Here is a 25,173-nt window from a genome sequence, read left to right as displayed (position 1 = left end):
CTACATGATCTGATTAGAAATTCTAAGGGGTGTGTCGTTTGGATAATTTACTAAAAAGCTTAATCGAGGAAAATTATTTTATAAATGAAAAAAAGAAATCAGGTGCAGAATTAGAAATAAATAACGATTATCACGGAGAAAAAAATCATCCATTAAAAAATGATCTTCTTTCTTTTATAGAATTCTTAGGTTTAAGGTTAAATTGTAAATATATTGTTGCATTTGGGTGTAAACATATCGATATTTTAGAAAAATTATCTCTTAAATTTAAAATTATTGTATTAGATCGTAAACATAATATAGAAAATTCAATAAATAATAAGATTTCTGACACATGGATTGAATATAATTTTGAGGAAGTAAAAATATTGCCTATTAGTGATCAAGTCTTAAATGAATCATTAATACTTTGTTTAAATCAAATTGAATATCTAGAAAATCCAATGAATTTGCTGCTAAACATTCAAACAGCTATGAAGTATTCCCCTATGTGTTTAATCACAACTCCAGAAAGAGAGCTGCAGCAACCACCGGATTCTTCCTTTATATTAAAAAGTAAAAGGAATTGGAACATATCCGAGTTCAAAAAATTACTAAATCATTTAATATTTAACATTGAATTTTTAGGTTTAACGAAAATAAACAAATCTACCAATAAAAAAGATCAAATTTTAGCAATAATAGGAAATGAGGATTTATCAAAAGAATCATTTGATGATGATTTTAAAGTAGTGGCACTTATGGCTGTATATAATGAAGAAGATGTCATCTATTATTCCATTAATAAATTAATTGAACAAAAAATATATGTTTATGTCTTAGATAATTGGTCTACCGACAAAACTTATGATATTTTAAAGTATTTTAAAAGCAATCCTTATTTTATTGGCTGCGAAAGGTTCCCTTTCACTCAACCAAATGAAAATGATAACAAATTCAATTTCGCACAGATTTTAGAGAGAAAAGAAGAGCTTTCAAGCAGTTTAGATGCCAATTGGTTTATCCATTGTGATGCCGATGAAATTCGAGAATCTCCATGGGAAGAATTAAGTTTAAGAGATGCGATTCAATATGTTGATCAAATGGGTTACAATGCCATTGATCATACAGTGATTAATTTTCATCCAATTGATAATACCTTTACAAGCGGAGATTTTGAGAAACATTTTAAGTACTTTGATTTCGGAATATACCATGGAGGATTTATAAAAACGTGGAAAAAGACTGATCAACGGATAAATTTATTAAACTCAGGTGGACATGACGCTCAATTTAATAATCGAAAGGTTGCCCCGTTTAAATTTCTTGTAAAACACTATCCATTACGTTCCCAAATGCATGCAGAAAGAAAAATATTCTTGGAAAGAAAACCCAAATTCATGGATGAATTAAAAAACAAGGGATGGCATATACAATACAATGGAATTAATAATGGGGATTCTTTTCTTAGAAATCCAAATGAGCTCTTTCTTTATTCTAAAAATAATTTTTCATCATGCTTCTTGGTAGAAAGACTATCTAATCTTTATAACTGGCTATAACATTATAATAGTAAGTATTCCTGTAAGAGTCGATTGGTTCAACTTTCCATCAGTGGGGAATGATCGATGACAAAAAGCCCACGTCCTTATGTCTTCGTCGGCACTCGTACATCCTGTACTTCGAAAAACCTCCACTGATGGGAGTTTACATTATGACCTTTTCGATGCAAGATATAAGGCATATTCCACCGGTCTGGTCAACGAATAATCTCGGACAGATCCCAGAGTTGGATGTGGAAGAGGATTTACTTCAAAAATCCATAAATGACCATTTTCATCCATTCCTAAATCAATCCCCAAGTCTGCCATATGATATCCTGATTTGTCAAAAGCATGGCAAATTTTATGACCAAGATTTATGATCGACTTTTCTATATCACCCATTTTTTCCTTTTCATAAATTGACGATTTCGTAAAATTTTCCAGATTGAAGACTGATATCGATAATGGAATCACAATACTACTATTAGTAGCGACACGGAATAACAATAAAGACACTTCCCATTGACCTTTACTGTTCTTATTCATATTCAGGCGGATATCGCTTACATTTTCACGTTGTTTTATTGTTTCGATACTTTGCTGGATAATGTAGCTGCCATAATGAATATTTAATGAAAGAAAATCCCAAAATTCTTTGTAATTGGTAAATTCCTGCATTTCCATTTTTAATCCTTGTTTTTGTAAAAGCTGAATTTTTTCATTTTCTTGAAACTTAATTCGAAAAATTCCTTCACTGCTATACCCAAAAATGGGTTTTAATATGACATCTTTGTAGTGATACTTATTTAGAAAATTTATTAAATCGATATTATTTTGATATAGTTGGGTATTTGGAAGATGACCACGCAGCTCTTTATCGTTATTTAGAAGGTTCCACCCTTGCCATTTATCGAATATAAAACTATTAAATACATTATGACCGATTACATCTTCTATCCTTTTTATATCTTCTCGGTTAGCAGAACACTGCATGTAGACTACGTCAGGAATTGGAAAAACTCCTTCTTTCCACTCTCCCGTATCCTTATGAAATTTATCCCCTTTCACCTGAAGGTTATCAAAATCTATGTCTTTAAGATGAAATCTTATAAAGGCAACGTCGTCTGGAGCAAATTGAAGTCTATGTGTTACTAATCCAAGTAATCCTGGATAATAATCCCTTGAGACGCAAAATCCTATTTGGGGCTGTGATCTATCTTTCTTCAAAGAATCATCACTCCTTCCGCCTTCCATTTAAATTCCTATGAAAACTTTTTGACTTTTGTCTTATCGTTTCAATAAAAATAACTCCTCCTGTGTTAAAACAGTAAGTGTTTTTTCTAACTGCCTACACAAGAGGGATCATATCATTAAAGATGTGGTGCAGCTATAAAGGTTGGTTAAGGAGCGGGTGTTTCTGAAACAGTGATCGTCAATGAAAGTACACCAGGAATAGTAATTACTATAGGTTCAAGTGTTGGACAAGGTAAACCCGTTAAGACAAGATCAGGTAACGGAGCGGGAAGGTCAATTGTAGCATCAATAAGCCCTGTCGGGTCTTGTGGAACTGATACTTGTGCATTTACTACTACTAATCCGACAGTGCCAGTTACTGTAACAGTACATAAAGTGGCAACGCCCATTTTGTTATCCTCCTTTCAGTTTCAAATTTGAAGGAAAGTAGCTTTTGTATTTTCCTTCTTTGATAACTTATGATTGTATGTTGAAACTGTTTGTACAATTGTTCCATTTTTTGTGGAAATTAAAAGATATTGGCTATTATCACATTAAAGAAATCTAATTTACGAGTGCGATTGTTATTTTGATGTTCTTCATTAATGCATAAGGTTGAAATTGAGTGAGGAGATCGGCTCCGGTCGTTTTTATAGAGGGATGTAATGTTTTGAGCGGTCAAATGGGGATTCGCGCTTAACCAATTCGTCTATTTCATTTAAATTCATCATTTGCCATTTACTTAATAGTTTCTTTCTATTTTCAACAAGCAGATGTTGATATTTTTCATTATTGATCATAAATGTACTATTGCCAAAGTGATGGATAAAAACATCGTTTGCGACCCAAAGTTTCTTCCCGCTAATCCTAGTCCGAATACTAAAGTCAGTATCCTCAGAGTTCCCTGGAAAAAAGCGTGGATCAAACCCACCAATCTTATCAATTAATTCTTTTCTAAAAAACATACAAAATCCACTTATGCGTGATATTTCATTGCCTGTTTGAGCTCTTTCTTTTGACCATTTTGTTGCAAATTTTTCAATTTGTAATGAGCTACTGGCTTTGTATTGTTCAGGATTGATAGATTGTTCAGGTAATACCATATTAGATCTTGGACCAACAACACCGATTGTAGGATCCTTTTCTAACCACCAAACCATCCTAGTTAACCATCCGTTAGTAACTATTGTGTCGTTATTAAGTAAAACAATATATTTTCCCCTTGCAATCTTTAATCCTTGATTACATCCTCCAGAAAAACCTTTATTTTCTTTATTTGCTATGATTCTAGCGTTTTTTACAGTGCTTAAATATTGAACGGTTCCATCATTCGAACCATTATCAACGAAAATGAATTCATAATTTAGTTCTGTGTTTTCCAAAATACTGTCAATACATAATTTAGTATAACTTAAGCCGTTTCGCGTAAGAATGATGATGGAAATTAAAGCATTGTTTTTCTCATTTTCTTCTTTCATGAACAATTCTCCTTACATGTTTTGGGGTGATACATTTTAAACCGTTTAAATGTAGGAAGGCCACTTCAATAATTGAAATCTTTCTTATGCTGGGCAGCTGCATCAATCAATTGATTAGGCGTGAGCATATTCCTATTTCAAAGCTCATTCATATAATATTGTTAACTACATCATATGCTTAATATCGCATGAAGGATTTGAGAAATAGAGAAATCAAAGAGAATTTTTTATAAATTGGTAATTTGTCACGATTTCCCAAAAATTCATTTTCATAAAATATCATCTCAAGAGCTGCAAACATTGGTACAAATGAGAATATTTCTCGATTGTGCATTTGGAGGTTTTATTTGTTGTTGAATGTTGAATCAAAGAAAAAAATTGCAATTATTGGCCTTGGATATGTTGGATTACCTCTTGCCTTCTTATTTATCAATAATGGTTTTGAAGTGATCGGAATTGATATTGACGAAAACAAAATAAAAAAAATTAATACATTCAATAGCTATTTACCGGAAATACGAAATGATGAACTAAAAAAGGCAATATTAGATCAAACATTTAAAGTTTCTTCAAATTATGATCTGATGAATGAAGTAAATGCAATCATCTTATGTATCCCTACACCTCTGTCCGTCACCGCTGAACCAGATTTAAGTTATTTAATAAATGCTGCCGATTGTCTTGTTCCAAGGCTAAAAAAGGGACAATTAATTGTTCTGGAGAGTTCTACCTACCCTGGAACCACAAAAGATGTCCTTCAACCTATTCTTGAAAAGAGTGGTTTTCAAATAGGTAAAGATTTATATTTATCATATTCTCCTGAAAGAATGGATCCGGGAAGCAAAGATCACTCTATCAAAGATATTCCAAAAGTAGTTAGTGGAGTTACAGAAGAATGTTTGACACATGTTGTAGATTTATATTCTAAAGTGTTCAACCATGTAGTTATAGCTTCAAGTACAGAAATAGCAGAGATGTCAAAATTATTGGAGAATAGCTATCGATTTATTAATATTTCTTTTATTAATGAAATCTCTATATTATGTGATTTATTAAAAATTAACGTCTGGGAAGTCATTCAAACAGCAAGTACGAAACCATTTGGTTTTACCCCTTTTTACCCAGGTCCTGGAATCGGTGGCCACTGCATACCTGTTGATCCATTATATTTGCAATGGAAAGCATGTCAAGTAGGTGGGAACAGCAAATTTATCGATGCAGCAATTCGTATAAATAAATTGATTTCAGATCACATCGTATTACAGATCACAAAGGTATTGTCAGATGTAAAAAAGAAAAAGATTTTAATTTGTGGAGTTACCTATAAGAAAGATATAAATGATTTGCGGGAGTCTCATGCAATCCCAATCATAGAATCCCTACTTCAGAAAGGAGCAAATATATCTTATTTTGATCCTTTTGTAGATGAATTATTAATATTTGACAAGAAATTAACAAGTATAAAACTGACAGAAGATGCCCTAAAAATATTTGATTGTGTTGTCATATTGACCGACCATTCTTCATTACCTATCAAAAAGATATTAGAATATTCCAAAATCGTTTATGATACAAGAAATGCTTCAAACGGAATAAAAGGAAATGCCAAAGTATTTCATCTAGGTGGAGGAATGTTATAATTAACTGATATCAGATTAATTTTTCTTAAGTAACAAGAGATTACCCAATCGAGTAGGAGGGGGTGACTAACCCCCGACCTCTCACACCACCGTACGTACCGTTCGGTATACGGCGGTTCAATTAAGTATGACGTAGAAAATGATATCTCTCGAATAGACTTCTTAACCCTTGTTGACTCCAGTAGGAGTTATCGAGGGTTTTGTGTAGAATGGGACTGCAGGCAATCCGCCAGTATTTCTTGCGTGTATTGCCCCACTCGATTGCTTTATGACTTGGAACACCTAATGCTCTAAGTTTCCGAATTCTTGTTTTAGGCGTTTTCCACTCTTTCCATAAACACATTCGAAGTCTTCGTCTTATCCATTCATCAAATTCTTTGAACTTGCTTGGTGTATCTGCCAAGGCAAAATATCCACACCATCCCATTAGGTACATGTTCAGTTTCTCAATTCTTTCCTCCATTCGATACGGTTTGGATCTGGATGTGATTTCACGGATCTTGTTCTTGAATCGTTTCACACTTTCTTTCGCCATCCGTATCTTGGGTGTTTTGTTTGGTGTAAAGCTAAAACCGAGAAACTTCCGTTTCCAAGGACGGTCTACCGCCGATTTCTCTTTATTTACCTTGAGCTTTAATTCCTTCTCGATAAAGTTAGTAATGGAGTTCATGACACGAATTCCTGCTTTCTTTGTTTTCACGTAGATATTACAGTCATCCGCGTACCGTACAAATTTATGTCCACGTTTCTCAAGTTCCTTGTCCAACTCGTGAAGCATGATGTTTGATAATAGTGGACTAAGCGGTCCACCTTGTGGCGTTCCCATGTCTGTTTCCATTACCACTCCATTTATCATCACGCCTGATTGAAGATACCGGCGGATTAACTTAAGTAAAATCCGATCTTCGATCGTTTTCGCCAAGATCCCCATCAGTTTGTCGTGGTTCACCTTGTCAAAGAATTTCTCTAAGTCTATATCGACCACCCAGCGATATCCTTCTTTGATATAGCCCTTTGCTTTCCTGACCGCCTCATGTCATCTGCGGCTTGGGCGAAAGCCGTAGCTATGTTCAGAGAAGGTCGGATCGAAGATTCTCGTTAACACTTGGGCGATCGCTTGTTGAATGAAACGATCAGTCACGGTGGGGATACCTAGAAGTCTTACTCCGCCGTTCGGTTTCGGGATTTCAACTCGACGAACGGGTAAGGGTTTGTAGGTTCCCTCTCTTAACGACTGTCGAATGGAGTCCCAGTTTTCATAGAGGTGTCTCCGTAGGTCTTTTGCGGGCATGCCATCTACTCCGTGACTTCCTTTATTCTGTTCAACTCGTTTTAATGCCGTTAGGAGATTTTCCCGTGACAAAATCAGTTCCATCAACATAGATATCCTCTCCACGTGAACGAATCCCTCTATTTGTGCCATCTTCTGCTCCACCCTCTTGAAGTCCCCCGTGGGATTCACCACTTCCTCCTTCAAGTAAGTCCTGCCGGATTGTCTGCTTCAACACAGAAGATGAACGCGTAGTGTTTCGTTCTCCTTAATTGTTCGGTCCTTCCTCTTTCGTCTCGAGCTCGAAAGAGTACTATGACCTCTGCTGACTTCTGACTGCTCAGCTATCTATCGCTAGATAGGTTACCAAGATTACTTGGCGTGCCAGTCAGATCTCCCCGGGTAAGAGTGTAATCTTTCCTTCCATCTATCTGCTTCATTTACTCTGTATCACCTTCGGCAGAAAGGGCTTTGTTTTGTTTTGCAAACTCACCCAGTGATACCTAGCCTTATATGAAGTTCGTATTCCTCAGACCGGAAGTTTGCCGTCCGCTTCCTTCAGATTCCGCGTTACCACGGACACCCTTGCGTTATGCTAACTGCTACTTCTGCCTTCACAGCTCGGGACTTGCACCCTATAGATTACACCCATGCCGGGCGCACAAAATAAAAACAGCGGCCCTACCGCTGTTTTCTTTATAATCTGCTTTAAATAATTAAGATTAACGGGTGAAAAGGAAATATTAAAGTAATTCCAGTTGAAGAAGACGCGATTTATACATGTTTCCGATCATTTGGGGCGAGTATTTATTCATGATTGTTTCTTTACCGAGTATTCCAATTCGATTGGCATATTCTTTGTCTTGAACTAATTTTTTCATAAAATTAGCAGCTTGATCGGTATGAGGTTCCGCCCAATATTGATTTGCACTATAAGGTCCATAATTTTGGCCGATTTGTTTTAATGTAAAATCCACGACACATGCGTTTTGTTCATTCATAAAGTCAATGTTCCCCGACCAATTTGTAGCGATTACCGGTTTCCCTAAATACATCGCCTCAGCTAAAGGTAATCCAAATCCCTCGGATCGGTGAAGAGAAACGAAACTGTCAATTAAGTTCATTAAACCGTTAACCTCTTGACGACTAAATACTTTGTCAATAAGAAATATATTGTTATAGCCTAATATGTTTTGTTTTAGTAATTCAACTTCCTCTGGAAAATGAGAGTGGTTGTTTATTTTAAGAACTAAGCCAACTGAATGGTCATCTTGCTTAAAAGCTTGTTTAAATGCTTGAATAACGGCCATCGGATTTTTTCTAACTGACGTACTATGAATGTCATACATGGTTAAAAATAGAAAACGATTTTCGGGGAGCCCATAATTACAGCGATTTAAGTGAACAGGTGGATCAAATGACATACAGTGTGGAATCGTGATAACTGGTTTAGTTGATTTCTTAGAAATTGCTTGAAATGTAAAAGTTGATGGAACCCAAATTTCATTCACTAAATGAAAACTTTTTACCCAAGCATTTGGAAATTCCGGTAATTCCCAATGCCAATAACCAATATTATATCGATTTAAGAACCATGTTCTTTTTAAATTCTTTTTTCTATAATGGTAATATAATTGGTCAGCATTTATAAAAAAAATGTTCGTTTTATAGATTGGCTCATTTACTTCCTTATGTTGCCAGGTTAAATCATTTTGTCTTGAAGGACTGTAAGGAAAGTTAATAATACAAAAAGGGATTCCGACGGAATGCAAAGATTTAGCCGCTAAACGGCACGCCTCTCCTAATCCAAATTCAGCTCTAGAGTATCCAATTAAGTTAACACCATGCTCCACAGTTACCCTCCCTTCTTATTAACTCTTAACGGTTTTTAGTCTCCCAGGAAAAGCCAATGCTTGGATCATTCCACTCTATTCGTTTCTCATCCGGATTATCTCTATCATAGGATTCAGTAGTAAAATAAATAATCGTAGCGGCCTTCTCACCTAACACTCTGTATCCATGGGCAACTCCTTTTGGAATGAGCAACATGATCGGATTTTCCTCTCCCATATAATAAACATCCGTTTTCCCCTTAGTAGGTGAGCCCTCTCTCATATCATAAAGTACAACCTGTGCATTGCCGGAAGGGAAAAACCACAAGTCATCCTGTTTTTCATGATAGTGAAAAGCTTTAATGACACCGGGGTAGCTCATAGATAACGAAGCCTGGCCAAATCTCGATAACAGTTCCGGTTCATCATCACGGATGAGCTCTGCGAAAAAACCTCGATCATCACAATATTTTACGAGATTCTTCACTTTTACTCCTTCTATCATTGACCTGTCTCCTTTCGAATAAATTCCTTTAACGCTTCATTCCACGGTCGAGGTATCTTAACTGTTTCTCTCAGTAAAGCATTGTGACCTAAAACCGAAAACCGGGGCCTTGGAGCAATTGCTCCGTATTCTTCAGTCGTCGTTGGCAATACGTACTTCGGATTGAATCCAGCTTCTTCAAATATTGCTTTTGCGAATTCATACCAGGTGCATGATCCTGAATTGCTGACATGATAGATGCCATTCTTTTTATCAAATAAATGAATAATCGTTTCAGAAAGATCTTTCACATACGTAGGAGAGCCAATCTGATCATTTACTACCTGAATGGTTCTATTTTTTTTAGCCAGTTCTAACATTGTCTTAACAAAATTTTTTCCTTCATGCCCATAAAGCCAAGATGTACGGATAACCGTTACATGATGAAATGGAAGTATTAATTCTTCACCAAGCCACTTGCTTAGTCCATAAATTGATTGTGGATTTGGTTCATCTTCCTCTAAATAAGGAGATTGTTTATTTCCATCGAACACATAATCAGAACTAATATAAAACAACCGTGCATCAACTTTATCGGCTGCTTGTGCAACATAAAAAGCCCCAAGACTATTTGTTTCAAAAGCTTTCTTACGGTAAGTTTCACACTGATCAACTGCAGTAAAAGCAGCAGCATGGATGATGATTTGCGGTTTCATATTGGAAATGATTTTTTCTACATCTTCTTTTGAAGTAATATCTAAATTGTGTTTCGCGAGGCTAACAACAATATGTGAAAAGCTTAATTGTCTCTCCAGTTCTTTTCCTAGTTGACCATTTGAGCCGGTAATTAATATCTTCAAATTCTCACCTTCTCTCATACTGCATTCGTTTATACCATTCTATTGTTTTTTGGATGCCATCATGAAAAGAAACAAGAGGTTCCCAGCCCAAATCTCTCGATATTTTCGAAGAATCCATTGAGTATCGGCGGTCATGCCCTTTACGGTCTTCTACATACTTGATTAAATGTTTGTTTTTTCCTAATTGTTTTAGAATCATTTGAATAACTTCAAGATTCGTTTTTTCTTCAGCTCCGCCGATATTATAAACTTCTCCTTGAACTCCTTTCTCAAGCACCGTGTGAATAGCACGACAATGGTCGTCTACATAGATCCAATCTCGAATATTTAAACCATCTCCATACAATGGGATATCTTTGTTGTTTAGTGCATTTGTAATAATTGTGGGTATGAATTTTTCCTTATGCTGCATGGGTCCGTAGTTGTTACTGCATCGTGTGATGATAAGAGGAAGTTGATGTGTTCTATGAAATGATCTGACAAGTAAATCCGCACTTGCTTTACTGGCAGAATACGGATTATTCGGTGCAAGAGCGGTTCCTTCCGTAAACGGTGGATCTTTTGGTCCCAAGGAGCCATACACTTCATCAGTTGAAATTTGGATCATCTTTCGAGCTTTGCCAGTTAAAACAGCCTGTAAAAGGTTGAATGTACCTATTATATTTGTATGAATGAACGGGTCGGCGTTCGTGATACTGCGGTCCACATGAGATTCTGCCGCGAAGTTTATGATAGCTTCATATTCTTGATCAAATATAGATGCTAGCTCTTGTTCATTCCCAATATCACATTTTAAAAAACGATATCGATTTGATGTTTCGAATGGCTTCATATTTTGCTCATTTCCGGCATACGTTAAAGAATCCACGTTTGTAATCAAGTAATTTGTGTTACTTAATAAATATGAAATAAAATTTGATCCTATAAAACCTGCTCCGCCAGTTACTAGGAGGTGTTTATTCACTTTTTTTCCTCCTTCATATTTTCGTAAACATATTGATTCGCTTTATAAAGAGACTCATGTGTTCCGGCATCAATCCACCATCCATGTAGAATATCATATTGAAGTTGATTGTTTTTGATATATAAATTGTTAACATCTGTTATTTCTAACTCGTTTCGGTTTGATCGTTCAATGTCTTCAATCAATTGAAAAACATTTTGATCATACATATAGACACCTGTCACACAAAAAGAAGATGGAGGAAACTTTGGCTTTTCAATGATGGAGATAATTTTATTTTCCTTCTTATCTAATTGAGGTACTCCATATCGATAAGGATCCTCTACTTCCTTTAGTAATACTCTCGCACCAGTGTCCTGTTGTTGAAATGATTTGACGTAAGGAGTTAATGAATCATCAAATATATTATCGCCTAGTAATACGATAAATTTTTCTTGATTGATAAAACTTTTTGCACTCATGAGGGCATCTGCAATCCCTCCTCCTTCATTTTTTTGTATTTTATATTGAAGTTTTACATTTAATTCTTCCCCTAAACCTAATAACTGTATAAACGAGCCAAGATGATGTTGATTCGTTATAATTAAGATCTCATTAATTCCGGCGTCCCTTAATTTTATGATTGACCAATAGATCATTGGATAAGGTCCTACCGGCAAGAGATGCTTATTTATATATTTTGTTAATGGGTCTAGACGAGAGCCCGTACCTCCAGCAAGAATTACACCCTTCATGAATTGAAATACCACCTTTACATTGTTATAGCTCACAAATTTTCTAACGGATCATTCTTTAGTTAGCAAACTATTAACTGAATTTATACAAATTATTTTCTATATACTATATGTGTAACGGTCTTTTTTGGAAACAAAGTTAAGGCTGCCTTAAACAATTTAATGAATATGCCTTCCGTCATTTGTCCGTACTCTCTCCTTTCCTTTATAAGAAAATCCAGCCTTAAAGACTGGATTTTTCAATAGGTATTTATTTTAAGTAAGGGGTTCAGTCTTACTTAAAAGTCCGTACTGCAATAGGAAATTTTCAGATGCTTAATTTCATTCCTAATTTACTACTTATCCTAAACTTTTTTTCGAAAATAGCATAAATAAATATAGTACTAAATTAATTATATGAATTTTTTAGGATTGTTTAATTGACGTACTTTTCCGTTATTTTTTTCCAAAATTAAGTGTTTATTATAAAAATGGTGTGTAGCCGTTATTCGAGGTGATTGAGATGAATATTGCTTTTGATATGAGTTTTACTCAGTCTATTTCTAATAAAAGAGGAATAGGACAATATACAAGAAATTTAATTGAAACCATAAAAAAACTAGATGATAAAAACAATTATTTCTATTATTATCCTAAAAAAAATAATGAGAAAACCTATCGAAACAGCGACTTAAAAATGTTTCTAAGTAAAAATTCAATTGACATTTTTCATATTACGAGCCCTTTTGAATTTAAATCAGATTATGCAACCCTATTGTCTAGAGGAATTAAAGTGGTTGTTACCCTCTTTGATTTAATTCCACTTCTATACCCAAATATTTATCTTATTGATAAAAAAACGAAAGACGAATATTTCGAAACTTTACATTTTATAAAATCTTGTGACTTAATTTTCGCAATCTCTGAAACTACAAAGAATGATGCTATTAACATTTTAGGTATTGATCCTCAAAAAATAATAGTGATCATGGGAGGGATTGATGAAAAGTTTACAGTAAAACAAAATCTTGACATTGATTTACTAAAAAGAAAATATAATATCGTTCAACCCTATATTTTGTTCTCCGGTGGAATTGAATACAGAAAAAATCTTGCTCGATTTCTTGAGGCTTTTTCTAGATTACCCAATTTAGTAAATCAATTCCAAATTGTTTTTTTTAATGACCTTAATACGAATGAGATTTTACAAATTAATAATCTTGCGAGCGGTTTAGGAGTTCAGAAAAATATTGTCTTAACAGGCTTCGTCCCAATAGAAGAATTAGTTGAAATTTATAATGGTGCTGAACTTTTTGTATTTCCTTCACTTTATGAAGGACTAGGACTACCTGTCTTAGAAGCTATGGCATGCGGAGTTCCCGTGTTAACCTCTAATACTTCTTCTTTAAAGGAAATTTCTGGAGGTTCTGCATACAATGTAAACCCTGAAGATGTAGAAGAAATAGCAATTGGATTAAAAATAATGTTGGACGATAAACACTTAACAGAAAAATTAAAAGTTAGGGGTTTAAACCATGTAAAACAATTCAATTGGGAAATTGCAGGAAAAAAAGTTTTGAATGCTTATCATCAATTATCTGAAAACATTGATAATAATAGATTAACACCTATAGATCTTAGTATGAAAAATGAGAAAAAAATAGGTAAAACTCTTTTAGATCTTATGAAATTAAATAATGAACAATTTTTACATCAATTATATAAAGAAATATTAAATAGAGAACCGGACCAATACGGATTTGAACAACATTTAAGAAATTTATCACGAGGAGTAAAAAAAATTACCATTATTTCCACTTTTTTATTAAGCGAAGAGGCAATATTAATTTATACTAGTCCAAAGGTAAATGATTTTCACCATCATACCATTCTTAATAAATTAGCTAAAATATTAAATTTAAACAACGAAAACTTTATTTTTAAAGTATATGAAGAGTTGTTAAATAGAGAACCAAGTGCATTTGATCTAGAATTAAATCTTCACAAGTTAAATAATGGTACTTCAAAAATACATCTGTTCGTTTATTTCTTAAACCGGGTTCCATCTCAATAATTGGGGAGTGTATAAATAACTTTGTATATAGTTTTTTATCTAGATCATTTTGAAAAATTTTATAAGTAATGACGGGCATAATAGTTTAGAGTACCCTATTCCTTATTTACATCGCTTTTAGTTTTCATTCTAATAATAAGATTTACCATTCCAAGCTCCATAAGAAACCGGATTTATAATACCTAAATCATATTTCTGTACTAATGTTTGCAAAAATGTTTCATCATACGAAACTGTCCTTCTTCAAGACTTTTGTTTAGCGTTTTATAATTTTCATAACTTTTTATAAAAGGAATACTGCTTAGACCTTTTTTATATTTTCTAGTGACACTTTATTTAGAAAAAAAGTATAAAACCCTTTTATCCTTTTTATAACACACGAATAATTTTGGATAAATAATTCTCTTTGTCATTACGAAGCATTTGGGTAAAAACTGATGTTAGGAAAACAAAATCACACTTTCCCTGTCAAATGAAATTTAAAATCTTTGGGCAATATTTTTCTGCTGGATTAAAAAGTTTGTTATATAAATCTATCCAATGAAATTAAAAATTTGAGTAATTCTATCCAGTCTGAAAAGGCTGGAATTTTCTTTTTTATAAATGAAAGCAGAGAGATCCCTTATATTCATCTACCCTTCTTAAAACACTGACAAATGACTTAAGGCATTTTAATCAAAATGTTTAATTTAGCATAAACGTAGTCTCCATAAAGGTCTTCATACATATAGTTATATAGAAAATTATAAAAACAGAATTTAGTTAAAAATCTCAAAAATGGTATCTAGCACGTATGCAATTGGGGTAGTCACCTTATTTGATTTCGCAAAGGCTATTTTTAAAGAAGCAGGGATTAATCCGGAGCTCATACTACCCACTACGTCTGACGAATATGGAGCAATTGCTCCGATTCCAGTTTTAGGACATGATGCTTTGCTTAAAAAAGAATGATAAGCTGCTTCAGCATGGAATAAAGCTTTGAAAGACTTATTCGAAAGGATTTTTAATGTTGAAAAAAGGAGTAAAGGCTAAAAAACTAGTAAAACATTGTGACGAACAGTTATTTCGAGAACTGGTCCGGTGATGATAAAACTAAATTGCTTTCTAGATTTGGCTAGGCTTAGTGATCAATGCGCTCCCCTAGAGTGATAAAAGTTTTTCACTTCCACGAAAAGCAAGATGATTTATGGTTTTCCCTTCAGACAACGCTCAGGTAGTACTTTACGATCTAAGAGATCATTCACCTACAAAAGTGGAAACCAATGTTTACTACATGGGTGAGGAAAATCCCATTATGATGCAAATTCCAAAGGGTATTGCTTAAAGTTATAGACTGCTTGGGCAGAAACCAGCTACCATAAATTATTTAACTACTGAATCATATAGTCCACAATCGCCTGATGAAAAAAGAATAAGCTGGAATGGATCCAATGATTGGATTTAACTAGGAGACTCAATACCGATAAACAGTCAATAGGAGATGCGGGAGTTTAATCATGAATAGAAGCAAATGCATTTATTCAAATAATTTTTATTGAATAAATTTACGAATAGGTCATACCTATTTGAAGCTTATTTTTGAGAATTAGCTCAATTTTGTATTTACTTCAAAAAACTTTATTAAAAGGAGCGAATTTTTAGATGGATTTTAAAGATTTATTTCATAAATATTACTACGATACCCATGTTTGGTCAGAAGGAAACACTTCTTGGCTGGGTGTTCCAACCCTCAAATGTCCGCTAGATCTATGGATCTATCAAGAAATCATATATGAAACAAGGCCAGATTGGATTATTGAATGTGGAACAAATCTTGGTGGAACTAGTTTATTCTTATCATCGCTTTGTGACCTAATAGATCATGGAAAGGTTATTACAATAGATATAGCAGACAATAAAATACCAAAAACTCATCCAAGGATCCGATATTTAATTGGTTCTTCAACTTCGGAAGAAATTATTGAGGAATTGAAAAAAACAATACCAAAGGAAGACTCCGTAATGGTCATTTTAGACTCGGATCATTCTAAAAATCATGTACTAAAAGAATTAGAAATGTATCATTCAATTGTGACGAAAGGAAATTATTTAATTGTAGAGGATACAAATATTAATGGACACCCTGTGTTACCTGAATTTGGCGATGGTCCTATGGAAGCTCTTGAAGAGTTCTTATCAACGAACGACGAATTCATCATTGATCAAAGTCGGGAAAAATTTTTCTTAACTTTTAATCCAAAAGGATATTTAAAAAAAATTAAGTAAAAATGATTTATTTCCTGATCTCTTTATATGAGGGGTTGTCTTTACACTACGAGGCTATCACGCCCACCTCTCCATGTAAAGTTGGTTCAAACCAAATTCTCTGCAAATCTCTGCACTTTACAAAAAACACCCCTTATATCTAAAACTCAAGAATCACCATTTTCTCTAGGAAAATGATATCGTCGACAGTGGTTTAAACCTGTTGGATCCACTATTTCATCTTATTTACCTAGAAGCTTAGGGGGATCGTAATGACTGTTTGGTTATAAGAACATGTTAGAAAGGTGGTCATTATGGAACAGGAACCCATTCTTTTTAAAGGAAATCATATGATTAAATTTGAAACACTATAAAAAAGATTCGTAACTCGTTTACGTATGAATTTTGGGTGAAACCGTCATCTTCCATCAGCATGGATATAGAATCCATTGAAGATGTAAGTGGTATATGGGGGCAAAAGATATATCATTGGACCCGGGTATGGAGAAAAAGCCGAGGATGCAGGTTTTGGAGTATCCGTCGGTACTAATGGTGTTATTGTTTATGAACATAGTTCTGCCTATCTCCCAGCCCTTTTAGTTTACCCCATGTCCATTACTGACTGGAAACAGATCGCAGTCGTTTACCGTAGTAAAACACCTAATCTATATGTTAATGGAGATTTTAAAAAAAAGGATTAACAAGCCCAAAAGAGAATGTCTACGCTTCTGGTCTTTTCGTTGGTCTAATCCTTATGGATATTATGTAGGTTATGTAAAGAATTTGAAAATATGGAATTACGACAGATCTGAGACTGATATTAAAGAAAATATGGATAAGACTTTAACGGGCCAAAAAGAAGGTTTAATTGCATATACATTTCATGGAGGAACAAAAAGATCCTATTCAAATCATGTTGATCCTTCTTATAAAAAAACTCAAAAATTTTGTTTATTAAATCAGGATTTGGATGAGTCATCATGTAAACGATGCCATATTGATAACAATTTTTGCTCCGTTATAATAACATGCTGTTTCCAGAACGCGGAACCGACAAATAAAATATCAGATTGATATAATGCAATAGCACTCCTTTCAACTTCATGAGTTAGATAGTAATCAATCTTTTCAAATAAATCATTGGGAGAATCGAATGTAGCGATATCAACACCTGGGGTATAAAAACTTCTTAAACCTTCTCGAACATCTGTCAGTTGGAAGGCCCCGCAAGCCGAAATTTCAAATGTTCGGAGTTTAACTGAAAACGCATTTACGTTTTGGCTGTTAAAGTTAATGGTCTGAATAAAACACGAGAGGAACACACTTTCTTAAACAGAATAAATTATTTATTAGATTTTTGTCTTAACAAAATAATTCGGGGAGATTTCTAAAGGACAATTATTACAAAAATCCCCAAAACGAAAAGGAGTTCATGATATGCATAAATTTTGGAAAGGAATTATAAAACCCATTTTTATAGAAGAAAATGTAAAGTCCATTGTTGAAATAGGAAGTGAATTTGGAGATAATACTTTTAATATATTAGAATACTGTTCTGAAAATGAAGGCCATTTAACGGCTATAGACCCCGCACCTGCTTTCGATTATCAAAAATTAGAAGAAGAACATGGCTGTTTTACTTTGATAAAAGATATTAGTCTCAATGTTTTATCGAAAATTAAAAAATATGATGCCGTCTTAATTGATGGTGATCATAACTGGTATACAGTATTTAATGAACTTAAAATAGTTGAAAAAAGTGCTTTAAATAATAATAAGTTCCCTATCGTTTTACTACATGATACTGAATGGCCTTACGCAAGGAGAGATATGTATTATTTTCCCGAAACAATTCCAACTGAATTTCGAAAGCCTTATGCAAATAAAGGAATGTTACCTGGTCACTCAGAGTTAATAGCTCCGGAATCCGAATTAGTAGAGAAATCAATGAACCGCACCTTAAATAATGCCCTATTCGAAGGTGGAGAAAAAAATGGAGTTTTAACAGCAATAGAGGATTTTATCAATGAGTCATCATTTCCACTTACCTTGTATAAACTTCCCCATCATTATGGATTAGGAATTTTATTTCACAATAATAAAAAATTACAATTGTTTATTGAAGATCTTTTGAATAAATACGATGGAAACTAGTTAATAAAGATTTTTTTAAATATATAGAATCCCTTTAATCTGGAATAAGGTGAAGTTCTCGGTTAAAGGGCTTTTCACGTTCTATTGTTTCGTGTAATGATTCCAATAAAAACAGGATAATCCCCCGTCGATTTAAATCGTTGGGAAACTGACACGATTTCATCCAGCACAACGCTTCCCCAAATTAAAACAATTGGACATTTCACGTAATAACAAAATCCGTAAAATCACTCCCTATCATATGTAACTGCTAAACTAAAGTGGACAGTTTCCGACAAATAAAATTGAACATTGCAAACGGACTACTCCAAGCCAACTGGATCAATTCTCAAAAAGGTCATGAGCTATATCATAGTCTTCAGAACGGTAAATATCTCGAAATCGCTCTTTTAGATAATAGGTAAAGGACAATTCTAAATGTTCTTCTAATAGTTGATCTAACACTCTGCAGTAAGAATGAGATCCCCAGCATTTTCGCTGACCACAATCAGGTTGTCCTAAATCTAGGCTTTCCAGTTTTCTATAGTCTTTGCTGTTTGATGAAAAGAAGCTATTTTTTTAACTTTCAGCCTTCCTGTTCTTATCAAATTGTGCGTGACTCTTCCTCACATAATTTTCCTACCGTGCTCTTTCATGATGTCCTAAATTATTAATTTATAAGAAAAGTACTCATAAATAAATCTATTTTCTTTATGAATTCGTTTTTTATCAGACACTAGCCCGAACATTTCAAAAAAAAAATAAATAGTATGAAATTGTATAGTATTATTTTTAATCTCGGTTTAAACATCTAGGCAGTATGATAATTAATTTTTGGATAAGCATAGGAGGAAGGAATATGCCAACAGTTTCAGTGATTTTAACTAGTTATAATAAACCAAGTACAATTACTAAAGCCATAGAAAGTGTTATTAATCAAACGTTTCAGGATTGGGAACTTTTTATAATGGATGATAATTCAAACAATGAAACCACTCAAATTATTAAACGGTATTTAGGTGACCCGAGAATTCAATATTTTAATAGTAATATCAAGGATAATGAACGTTTCAAAACAGCAAGATATGCTACGTTAATAAATGAAGCAATCCCAAAAACACAAGGCAAATATATTACTTATTTAACAGATGACAACATCTTTTTGCCTGAGCGATTTGAAATAATGGTTAATTATCTAAATCAACATCCAAATATTGATATTGTATATTCAGAACAACACGTTAAGTATTTTGATGATAACTTTAATCTCTTCGATGAAGGGGTGCGCCAAGCTCCCGGGATCTTAAACCAACCAGTTTGTATTGTAGATCATTGTTCTGTGATGCATACGAGAAGAATAGCAGATTTAGTGTTTCATAAATATGGAAGTTACTGGGATGATCATCCTATCAATTGGGGTGCTGGTGATGCAGCTTTTTGGGTACGTTTAACTCAATTTCAACCTTTTTATCCAATTAAAAAAATTTTAGATATTGCTCTAAAATATCGGGATTCTTATCAAAACTTATCTTCAAACTTACCCTATGTTATTCCTAATGGAACTTTAGTAAGAGGTTTTAAACCAGATATTTATTTAATTGATCAACAAAGACGGCGAAAGATTACAGAAAATATGCTTAATCCATTAAAATATTCTGAAGAAGAAGTTGTTAGAATACCTGATCCTTATCTATTTAGATACGAAGAAGGGATTCCAATAAATCATATGGTTTTGATTGAACCAGATAAATTTCCAAACCAAAGACTGGTAAAGTCCCCAACTAATCCCATAGTTTATTATATTCAAAATAATAAAAAACACCCTATACAAAGCGTGGAAGCATTTAACAATTTTAAATTTCGATGGGATAAAATTGTAGAAGTAAATGACGAATTTTTATCTAAACTTCCTAACGGTTCAATGATATGTCCATTAGCTAATGAGATAATCACTTTACCAGATGGAATTTTATATCAACATCAAAATGACTACTATATTTGTTATAATAACCATCTTCATTTTATCCAAGAAAACACTTTAAATAAATTAAAGTTACCTAAGGAAAATGCAGTAGAAATGAATAACGATCTTTTTTCTCAATTTAAAAAAGGGACACCTATATAAAATATTTTTAAATATTCCAATTCTAACAAGTAAGGAGCATACCTCAAACTGCTTTAATTTAGAACAACTGGTATAATTGCTGTTTATGGCAAGTAAGAAATGTATCAAATGGCAATTAAAAATGTACCACTTGCCGTCCCTGTAAGTTACCTACTGTGTAATAATAATTCTTTATATCGATGGCTTTCTCCATGAAATGCTATTAAAGAATAAGCCGATCGATTGCAGCTTCCGTTATTTTAGGATCCCTAAATAGGTGATTCTACTGCCCAAACTGTAAATTCGTCGTCACAATCATGCTCTTTCTTTCATAACACATCGAGATCACTTGAAAAAGAAGCTCTGCCCCCTGTTTATGCAAAAGAATATATGTACATTGAGAATAATCAGATTCAATTTCTCAATTTGTTTAATGAGCCACTCAACAAACATTTTTTCTAAGCATTTAATAATCTTTTCAATAGACCTGCCATCATATAATATTTGATACGCTTCTCTAATTTTGAATTGCATAACAAACCGATAAGCGTAGATAAGTAGGTTTTTCCAGTACCTACACCTCCATAGAAGATAAGGTTTAATATTCATGTAAAAGATATTCTGCTGTGAGTCCTTGAGCCATAAGAATGGTGGTCCATGCAAATGGCTTTCCTGTTATTTTCGGCATTTGTTTTTCTGACAATGTACATTTTGTAAAACATGGTTACCATAATGGCTGTATTTGTTTGTAAAAACTTGTATATTAAATTAGCTGCGGTCTTCTTGCCATCGGTCTTATTGAAGAAACTGTGCTGCTGAATCATTAAATCTTTGATTAAGCCTTTCGGGACTCATGAGGACACCTATAGATGCTTCGAGGCGGCTACATAATTGTGTGAGGGGTGTACTCGTGACCTGCTGACTAAGCCATACACATAAAACAATTAATTCTTGTGCTTGATATTTACTTGTACGTTGAACAAATTCTTGAAAAGAAGATGAAGATAAGTAGTTTCGAAGTTCCTGAGAAAAGAGATTCATTTCGTCTGAAATAGATAATTCTAAAAAACACCATCCTTCCTGTATATTTCTGCAAAAAGAATAGCGTTTTTTGGGTTATGGGGATACAAATTCATCTTATTTTGGACGATGTGGCGGCATCCCATATATTCAACCAAAGATATTCACCCAAGAAAGTAGATGGGTAAATGCATATTCTTTATTGAAGAAGAAAATGAAAATGGAGGTTTCTTAATGAATTCAGAAATGCATTTTTTACCCAATGTATACTCTCAGGAAAATCAAGAAGGCAATCAAGATGAAAGAATTTTTGGACCATTTGGTTTTGGCAGACCGTTTAGTTGATATGTATTCGGTGGGCCTTTCTTTGGTGGATTAGCAGGTAGTTTATTAGCTGGTACGTTACTTTCGCCATATGGATAAGGAGGATATGGGGGATACGGGTATGGATCCCCAAATGGATACGGAGGATATAGGGGATATGGATATGGATATGGAGGTTACGGATACTGAGGGTGGTGTTAATCATTTATGATTTAAATGCTCTGCAAATGATACGCAGAGCTTTTTCAAATGGTATATCATCAAGAGTACTATCTTATGTAGGAGTGTTTATTTTTGTTTGCCATAAACAAAAATTTGCAAAAAAATACCCGTTTTAGCATTGAAATCAATACTGAAAAACGAGAATTTTTTATTTAAGTACAGCACTGAAACTAGCTCACTGTCTAATATAAAAAAATAATTTTTAGTAAACCATGTACTAGTTTGGTTCTACATGGTTCTTTTCAATTGCAGAGGAGTGTTTTATGGTAGAGGAAGAATATTAAAAAAGTAAAAACTTTATTGAAAACATTATAATTATAATTCTTTTCTAGGTTGTTCACAGAACTTGATCATTCATTTGTTTCAGCTAAGGTCATTAGCTACTGGTTAAATGGAGTTTTATACTTTTCTTTTCCCCCAGGACCTCCCCATTTCGTTTGATAATATTGTGCATAAAGAGAAAATGTCGCTTGCGTCAATTGTAACCTTTTCGGATCTGAATTTATAGAATTACTTCCTCCATTTTGATGAATAATCTTATCACCAAATTCCGTATTAATCCTTTCATACCCTAATATATCCATTCTATGATAATAGTCTACATCAGAATGATAATCCCGAAATATAGTATCAAACTCACCTAATTCTTTCTGTGCATTCATATTGTATGCTGCAAGAGTGTCATAATAAGTATAAATCACACCCCATTTTCTTCCTTCATTTTGTATTTTTTTTATCGTTTCAAGAAAGGCATCTGCTACTCCTGGGAGCGCCTCTGCGTCACTATGCATAAACATCCATACATCACAATTATTTTCTTTAGCTTTTTTTATGATAAAATTCATCGATTGAGTAAATGTTAAAGGAACTGGAGGAATAAAAACCTCAACTTTTGATGAGATGTCATGATTCCGAAGCTCCTGTTGCTCAGAATTATCAATTATCACCGTGTTAGGCCAATATGGCTTTATGCTATCAACAGCCCTTTGTAATAAATCCGGGCGATTAACATAGGGAATACCAACTATAAAATTCATAAACAATCTCCTTCCCTTTAATGTTTGTTTTTCTATCCTCTATTGTACATTGAAAATAACTGAAGTGTTTTGATACTTGATCATTTAATGTATTATATGTGACGAAAATTCTTAGTGTAACCAAGTGAAGAGTACATATTTAATACAACCTAAAAAATAAAACTCAAAGATTATTTTTATGATTTTTCCAATAATATTTGCGTATCACATCCAAATAAATAAAATACTTGTATTTTCAGGTTACCCCCTCATTACCTAGACCGAACAATTTAACAGGAAACCCTTTACTATGCATAATGGAATACAGAGTATATAAAATACACAGGGTTTACTCTGTTTTCTCAACATTTATTATTAAAGCTAAAAACAATAAATCACTCATTCTCGATCGATTTTTTCATTTCTTCCCATGACATAAAAAGACGAACAATATCTTGTTCTACAAGTTGACTCCCCATCTGAACTTCAATAATTTCAAGATCTTTTATCGCTTTGATTCCATGTCTTGCGCCAACTGGTATGTTCAATACATCACCAGGTTTTACATTAGACATTACTCCGTCCAACACAAATTCACCTTCACCGGACACGACAACCCATACTTCACTTCGTTTATTGTGGTATTGATAGCTAATATTTTTTCCTGCATTTACACATAATCGTTTTGTCAGTACTTTCGTTCCATCAACAGATTCTTTATAATCCAAAACTCGATACCACCCCCAACGGCGTTCCTCAAACATTGGCCGTTGATCGAAATCTTTTACAATCTCTTTAACATAGTGGCTTTTCGCTTTATCTGAAACTAAAATACCATCAGGACTTGTTGCCACAACCAAATTTGAAGCACCTACTACAATGACGGGAATATCTAATTCATTGATTAAATGCGTATTGCTGCAATCTTCACTCATTGATCCGATGCCGATGATATTAGTTTCCATATCCTCTGTTAACGTATCCCATGTTCCTAAATCCTTCCAAAAACCATTATATGGAATAACGACAATTTGCTCCGCCTTTTCCACAATTTCATAGTCAAAGCTTATTTTCGGCAGCCTTTCGTAATGTTGAATGAGCTCATTATAATGAGCAGGCATCCCTCTTTTTTCCAGCTGGTGAATCATATAGCCCAGTTTAAATGCAAAAACACCGCAATTCCATAATGCATGTTGTTCAATCAAACGCTGTGCTTGATCTTCTGACGGTTTTTCCTTAAAAGCTTTTACTTTTATAAATGTTTGCAGCTGCTCATGGTCCATTTTATCTTTGTCAGGAATGATATAACCATATTTTGTTGAAGGATAAGTCGGATTTACTCCAATTAATGCAATATCCTTATCGGATTGTGCAATTACATCCTCTAAATCTTTGACCTTATCAAAAAACTGATTTTCCACAAATGGATCGACAGGCATTACAGTTATGACTTCGTCTAAACTAACTCCAATGGTTGAATAAAAATACGTTGAGGCTAATGCGATTGCCGGAAAAGTATCTCTTCGCTCCGGCTCAATGATAAGCGGTACTTCAGTTCCCAATTGACTTTGAATGATATCCACTTGTGCTTTACTAGTCGAAATAAAAGAAGCATCCACTAATTGATTGGCTTTTAATTGTCGCCAAAGCCTCTGAACCATGGATTCTAACTCATTATCTGAATATGGTAATATCTTTAGAAACTGTTTTGATCTGGATTCATTAGAAAGCGGCCATAGTCGTTTTCCTGAACCCCCTGATAACAAAATAAGCTTCATGTCATGCACCTCGATGTGATTAATTAAATAAAATTTTCTCCGGATTTAATATCATATGTAGTTATCAGGTTTAATGAAATGGACAAAAGCTAGTAAAACTGCCCTTTTATGGAGGGTCTTGCCCTCTCAATGATGTACCGCGTTAAAGTGTTGGGGAGATAGGAGAAAACTTAATATGTTACATCCCTCATTAAACAGAAGTTGAAATCGAGTAGGAGGGGGTGACTAACCCCCGACCTCTCACACCACCGTACGTACCGT

At 33.8% G+C, this 25,173-nt stretch carries 19 protein-coding genes and 4 pseudogenes; 8 read left to right on the top strand and 15 right to left on the bottom strand.

The genetic code is table 11. The features are described 5' to 3' along the window. Nucleotides 1–38 precede the first annotated feature (38 nt). The gene (locus BMMGA3_RS06880; protein WP_003349615.1) at nt 39–1,541 is read left to right on the top strand and encodes a glycosyltransferase; all 1,503 of its coding nucleotides are present in this window, start codon (nt 39–41) and stop codon (nt 1,539–1,541) included. Between the two features lie 150 nt (nt 1,542–1,691). On the opposite strand, the gene BMMGA3_RS06875 is transcribed toward BMMGA3_RS06880, so the two are convergent. The 3 genes from BMMGA3_RS06875 to BMMGA3_RS06865 form a co-directional block, all read right to left on the bottom strand. Next, the gene (locus tag BMMGA3_RS06875; RefSeq protein ID WP_003349614.1) at nt 1,692–2,750 is read right to left on the bottom strand and encodes a YheC/YheD family endospore coat-associated protein; all 1,059 of its coding nucleotides are present in this window, start codon (nt 2,748–2,750) and stop codon (nt 1,692–1,694) included. A gap of 173 nt (nt 2,751–2,923) precedes the next feature. Beyond that, entirely contained in the window at nt 2,924–3,166 is a 243-nt protein-coding gene (locus BMMGA3_RS06870; RefSeq protein WP_003349613.1) for a hypothetical protein, read from the bottom strand. Nucleotides 3,167–3,406: 240 nt separating this feature from the next. After that, complete coding sequence (locus tag BMMGA3_RS06865) at nt 3,407–4,234, bottom strand: glycosyltransferase family 2 protein (protein WP_003349612.1); 828 nt, start codon at nt 4,232–4,234, stop codon at nt 3,407–3,409. A gap of 350 nt (nt 4,235–4,584) precedes the next feature. Between BMMGA3_RS06865 and BMMGA3_RS06860 the strand changes: the two genes are divergently transcribed. After that, entirely contained in the window at nt 4,585–5,874 is a 1,290-nt protein-coding gene (locus BMMGA3_RS06860) for a nucleotide sugar dehydrogenase (protein WP_003349611.1), read from the top strand. Between the two features lie 121 nt (nt 5,875–5,995). Here BMMGA3_RS06860 and ltrA read toward each other — a convergent pair. From ltrA to BMMGA3_RS06830, 7 genes and pseudogenes are all read right to left on the bottom strand, one after another. Next, nucleotides 5,996–7,255: pseudogene (gene ltrA, locus BMMGA3_RS06855) on the bottom strand (group II intron reverse transcriptase/maturase). Then, complete coding sequence (locus BMMGA3_RS17195; protein ID WP_003347276.1) at nt 7,197–7,382, bottom strand: hypothetical protein; 186 nt, start codon at nt 7,380–7,382, stop codon at nt 7,197–7,199. Before BMMGA3_RS17195 ends, ltrA begins: the two are co-directional and overlap by 59 nt. Nucleotides 7,383–7,887: 505 nt before the next feature. Then, nucleotides 7,888–8,997 carry a glycosyltransferase family 4 protein gene (locus BMMGA3_RS06850; RefSeq protein WP_003349345.1) on the bottom strand — a complete coding sequence of 370 codons (1,110 nt, stop codon included), beginning with the start codon at nt 8,995–8,997 and terminating at the stop codon, nt 7,888–7,890. A 25-nt stretch (nt 8,998–9,022) separates the two neighbouring features. Next, nucleotides 9,023–9,481: a dTDP-4-dehydrorhamnose 3,5-epimerase family protein gene (locus BMMGA3_RS06845; RefSeq protein WP_003349343.1), complete on the bottom strand. Its 459-nt coding sequence runs from the start codon at nt 9,479–9,481 to the stop codon at nt 9,023–9,025. Then, nucleotides 9,478–10,338: a dTDP-4-dehydrorhamnose reductase gene (rfbD, locus tag BMMGA3_RS06840; protein ID WP_050943048.1), complete on the bottom strand. Its 861-nt coding sequence runs from the start codon at nt 10,336–10,338 to the stop codon at nt 9,478–9,480. The genes BMMGA3_RS06845 and rfbD overlap by 4 nt, the downstream gene beginning before the upstream one ends. Beyond that, complete coding sequence (rfbB, locus tag BMMGA3_RS06835; protein WP_003349340.1) at nt 10,325–11,284, bottom strand: dTDP-glucose 4,6-dehydratase; 960 nt, start codon at nt 11,282–11,284, stop codon at nt 10,325–10,327. The genes rfbD and rfbB overlap by 14 nt, the downstream gene beginning before the upstream one ends. Continuing rightward, nucleotides 11,281–12,018 (bottom strand): sugar phosphate nucleotidyltransferase, encoded by a 738-nt coding sequence (locus BMMGA3_RS06830; protein WP_003349339.1) that lies wholly within the window; start codon nt 12,016–12,018, stop codon nt 11,281–11,283. The genes rfbB and BMMGA3_RS06830 overlap by 4 nt, the downstream gene beginning before the upstream one ends. Nucleotides 12,019–12,520: 502 nt before the next feature. Here BMMGA3_RS06830 and BMMGA3_RS06825 point away from each other — a divergent pair. The 3 genes and pseudogenes from BMMGA3_RS06825 to BMMGA3_RS06820 all read left to right on the top strand — a co-directional run bounded on the left by BMMGA3_RS06825 (nt 12,521) and on the right by BMMGA3_RS06820 (nt 16,336). Next, the gene (locus BMMGA3_RS06825; protein ID WP_003349338.1) at nt 12,521–14,071 is read left to right on the top strand and encodes a glycosyltransferase; all 1,551 of its coding nucleotides are present in this window, start codon (nt 12,521–12,523) and stop codon (nt 14,069–14,071) included. 1,009 nt (nt 14,072–15,080) lie between these two features. Then, nucleotides 15,081–15,519: pseudogene (locus tag BMMGA3_RS18260) on the top strand (dTDP-4-dehydrorhamnose 3,5-epimerase family protein). A gap of 193 nt (nt 15,520–15,712) precedes the next feature. After that, the gene (locus tag BMMGA3_RS06820) at nt 15,713–16,336 is read left to right on the top strand and encodes a CmcI family methyltransferase (protein WP_003349336.1); all 624 of its coding nucleotides are present in this window, start codon (nt 15,713–15,715) and stop codon (nt 16,334–16,336) included. A 938-nt stretch (nt 16,337–17,274) separates the two neighbouring features. On the opposite strand, the gene BMMGA3_RS06810 is transcribed toward BMMGA3_RS06820, so the two are convergent. After that, nucleotides 17,275–17,637 carry a glycosyltransferase family protein gene (locus BMMGA3_RS06810; RefSeq protein ID WP_003349333.1) on the bottom strand — a complete coding sequence of 121 codons (363 nt, stop codon included), beginning with the start codon at nt 17,635–17,637 and terminating at the stop codon, nt 17,275–17,277. A 115-nt stretch (nt 17,638–17,752) separates the two neighbouring features. Between BMMGA3_RS06810 and BMMGA3_RS06805 the strand changes: the two genes are divergently transcribed. After that, nucleotides 17,753–18,469 (top strand): class I SAM-dependent methyltransferase, encoded by a 717-nt coding sequence (locus tag BMMGA3_RS06805; protein WP_003349330.1) that lies wholly within the window; start codon nt 17,753–17,755, stop codon nt 18,467–18,469. Between the two features lie 838 nt (nt 18,470–19,307). Continuing rightward, complete coding sequence (locus BMMGA3_RS06800) at nt 19,308–20,573, top strand: glycosyltransferase family 2 protein (protein ID WP_003349327.1); 1,266 nt, start codon at nt 19,308–19,310, stop codon at nt 20,571–20,573. Between the two features lie 262 nt (nt 20,574–20,835). Here BMMGA3_RS06800 and BMMGA3_RS18255 read toward each other — a convergent pair whose 3' ends face one another. Then, the gene (locus BMMGA3_RS18255) at nt 20,836–20,934 is read right to left on the bottom strand and encodes an ATP-binding protein (protein ID WP_412150926.1); all 99 of its coding nucleotides are present in this window, start codon (nt 20,932–20,934) and stop codon (nt 20,836–20,838) included. 416 nt (nt 20,935–21,350) lie between these two features. Beyond that, nucleotides 21,351–21,593, bottom strand: a pseudogene (locus BMMGA3_RS18250) (IS4 family transposase); the annotation flags it as partial. Between the two features lie 213 nt (nt 21,594–21,806). Between BMMGA3_RS18250 and BMMGA3_RS18740 the strand changes: the two are divergent. Further along, nucleotides 21,807–21,989: pseudogene (locus tag BMMGA3_RS18740) on the top strand (hypothetical protein); the annotation flags it as partial. Nucleotides 21,990–22,498: 509 nt separating this feature from the next. Here the strand turns inward: BMMGA3_RS18740 and BMMGA3_RS06785 are convergent. Together BMMGA3_RS06785 and BMMGA3_RS06780 are read right to left on the bottom strand one after the other, a co-directional pair. Further along, nucleotides 22,499–23,155: a glycosyltransferase family protein gene (locus BMMGA3_RS06785; protein WP_003349320.1), complete on the bottom strand. Its 657-nt coding sequence runs from the start codon at nt 23,153–23,155 to the stop codon at nt 22,499–22,501. 374 nt (nt 23,156–23,529) lie between these two features. Next, the gene (locus tag BMMGA3_RS06780) at nt 23,530–24,912 is read right to left on the bottom strand and encodes a sugar phosphate nucleotidyltransferase (RefSeq protein WP_003349319.1); all 1,383 of its coding nucleotides are present in this window, start codon (nt 24,910–24,912) and stop codon (nt 23,530–23,532) included. Between the last annotated feature and the right edge of the window lie 261 nt (nt 24,913–25,173).

This window comes from Bacillus methanolicus MGA3 (assembly GCF_000724485.1).
In the GTDB taxonomy this organism is placed as follows: Bacteria; Bacillota; Bacilli; order Bacillales; family Cytobacillaceae; genus Bacillus_Z; species Bacillus_Z methanolicus_A.
This window is presented reverse-complemented; position numbering and strand designations above follow the sequence as displayed.

What these genes read in the sequence shown, in the direction of transcription:
- BMMGA3_RS06870 (WP_003349613.1), bottom strand. Translation starts at nt 3,166, where the DNA reads ATGGGCGTTGCCACTTTATGTACTGTTACAGTAACTGGCACTGTCGGA.
- BMMGA3_RS06865 (WP_003349612.1), bottom strand. Translation starts at nt 4,234, where the DNA reads ATGAAAGAAGAAAATGAGAAAAACAATGCTTTAATTTCCATCATCATT.
- BMMGA3_RS06845 (WP_003349343.1), bottom strand. Translation starts at nt 9,481, where the DNA reads ATGATAGAAGGAGTAAAAGTGAAGAATCTCGTAAAATATTGTGATGAT.
- rfbD (WP_050943048.1), bottom strand. Translation starts at nt 10,338, where the DNA reads ATGAGAGAAGGTGAGAATTTGAAGATATTAATTACCGGCTCAAATGGT.
- BMMGA3_RS06830 (WP_003349339.1), bottom strand. Translation starts at nt 12,018, where the DNA reads ATGAAGGGTGTAATTCTTGCTGGAGGTACGGGCTCTCGTCTAGACCCA.
- BMMGA3_RS06825 (WP_003349338.1), top strand. Translation starts at nt 12,521, where the DNA reads ATGAATATTGCTTTTGATATGAGTTTTACTCAGTCTATTTCTAATAAA.
- BMMGA3_RS06820 (WP_003349336.1), top strand. Translation starts at nt 15,713, where the DNA reads ATGGATTTTAAAGATTTATTTCATAAATATTACTACGATACCCATGTT.
- BMMGA3_RS06805 (WP_003349330.1), top strand. Translation starts at nt 17,753, where the DNA reads ATGCATAAATTTTGGAAAGGAATTATAAAACCCATTTTTATAGAAGAA.
- BMMGA3_RS06800 (WP_003349327.1), top strand. Translation starts at nt 19,308, where the DNA reads ATGCCAACAGTTTCAGTGATTTTAACTAGTTATAATAAACCAAGTACA.
- BMMGA3_RS06785 (WP_003349320.1), bottom strand. Translation starts at nt 23,155, where the DNA reads ATGAATTTTATAGTTGGTATTCCCTATGTTAATCGCCCGGATTTATTA.
- BMMGA3_RS06780 (WP_003349319.1), bottom strand. Translation starts at nt 24,912, where the DNA reads ATGAAGCTTATTTTGTTATCAGGGGGTTCAGGAAAACGACTATGGCCG.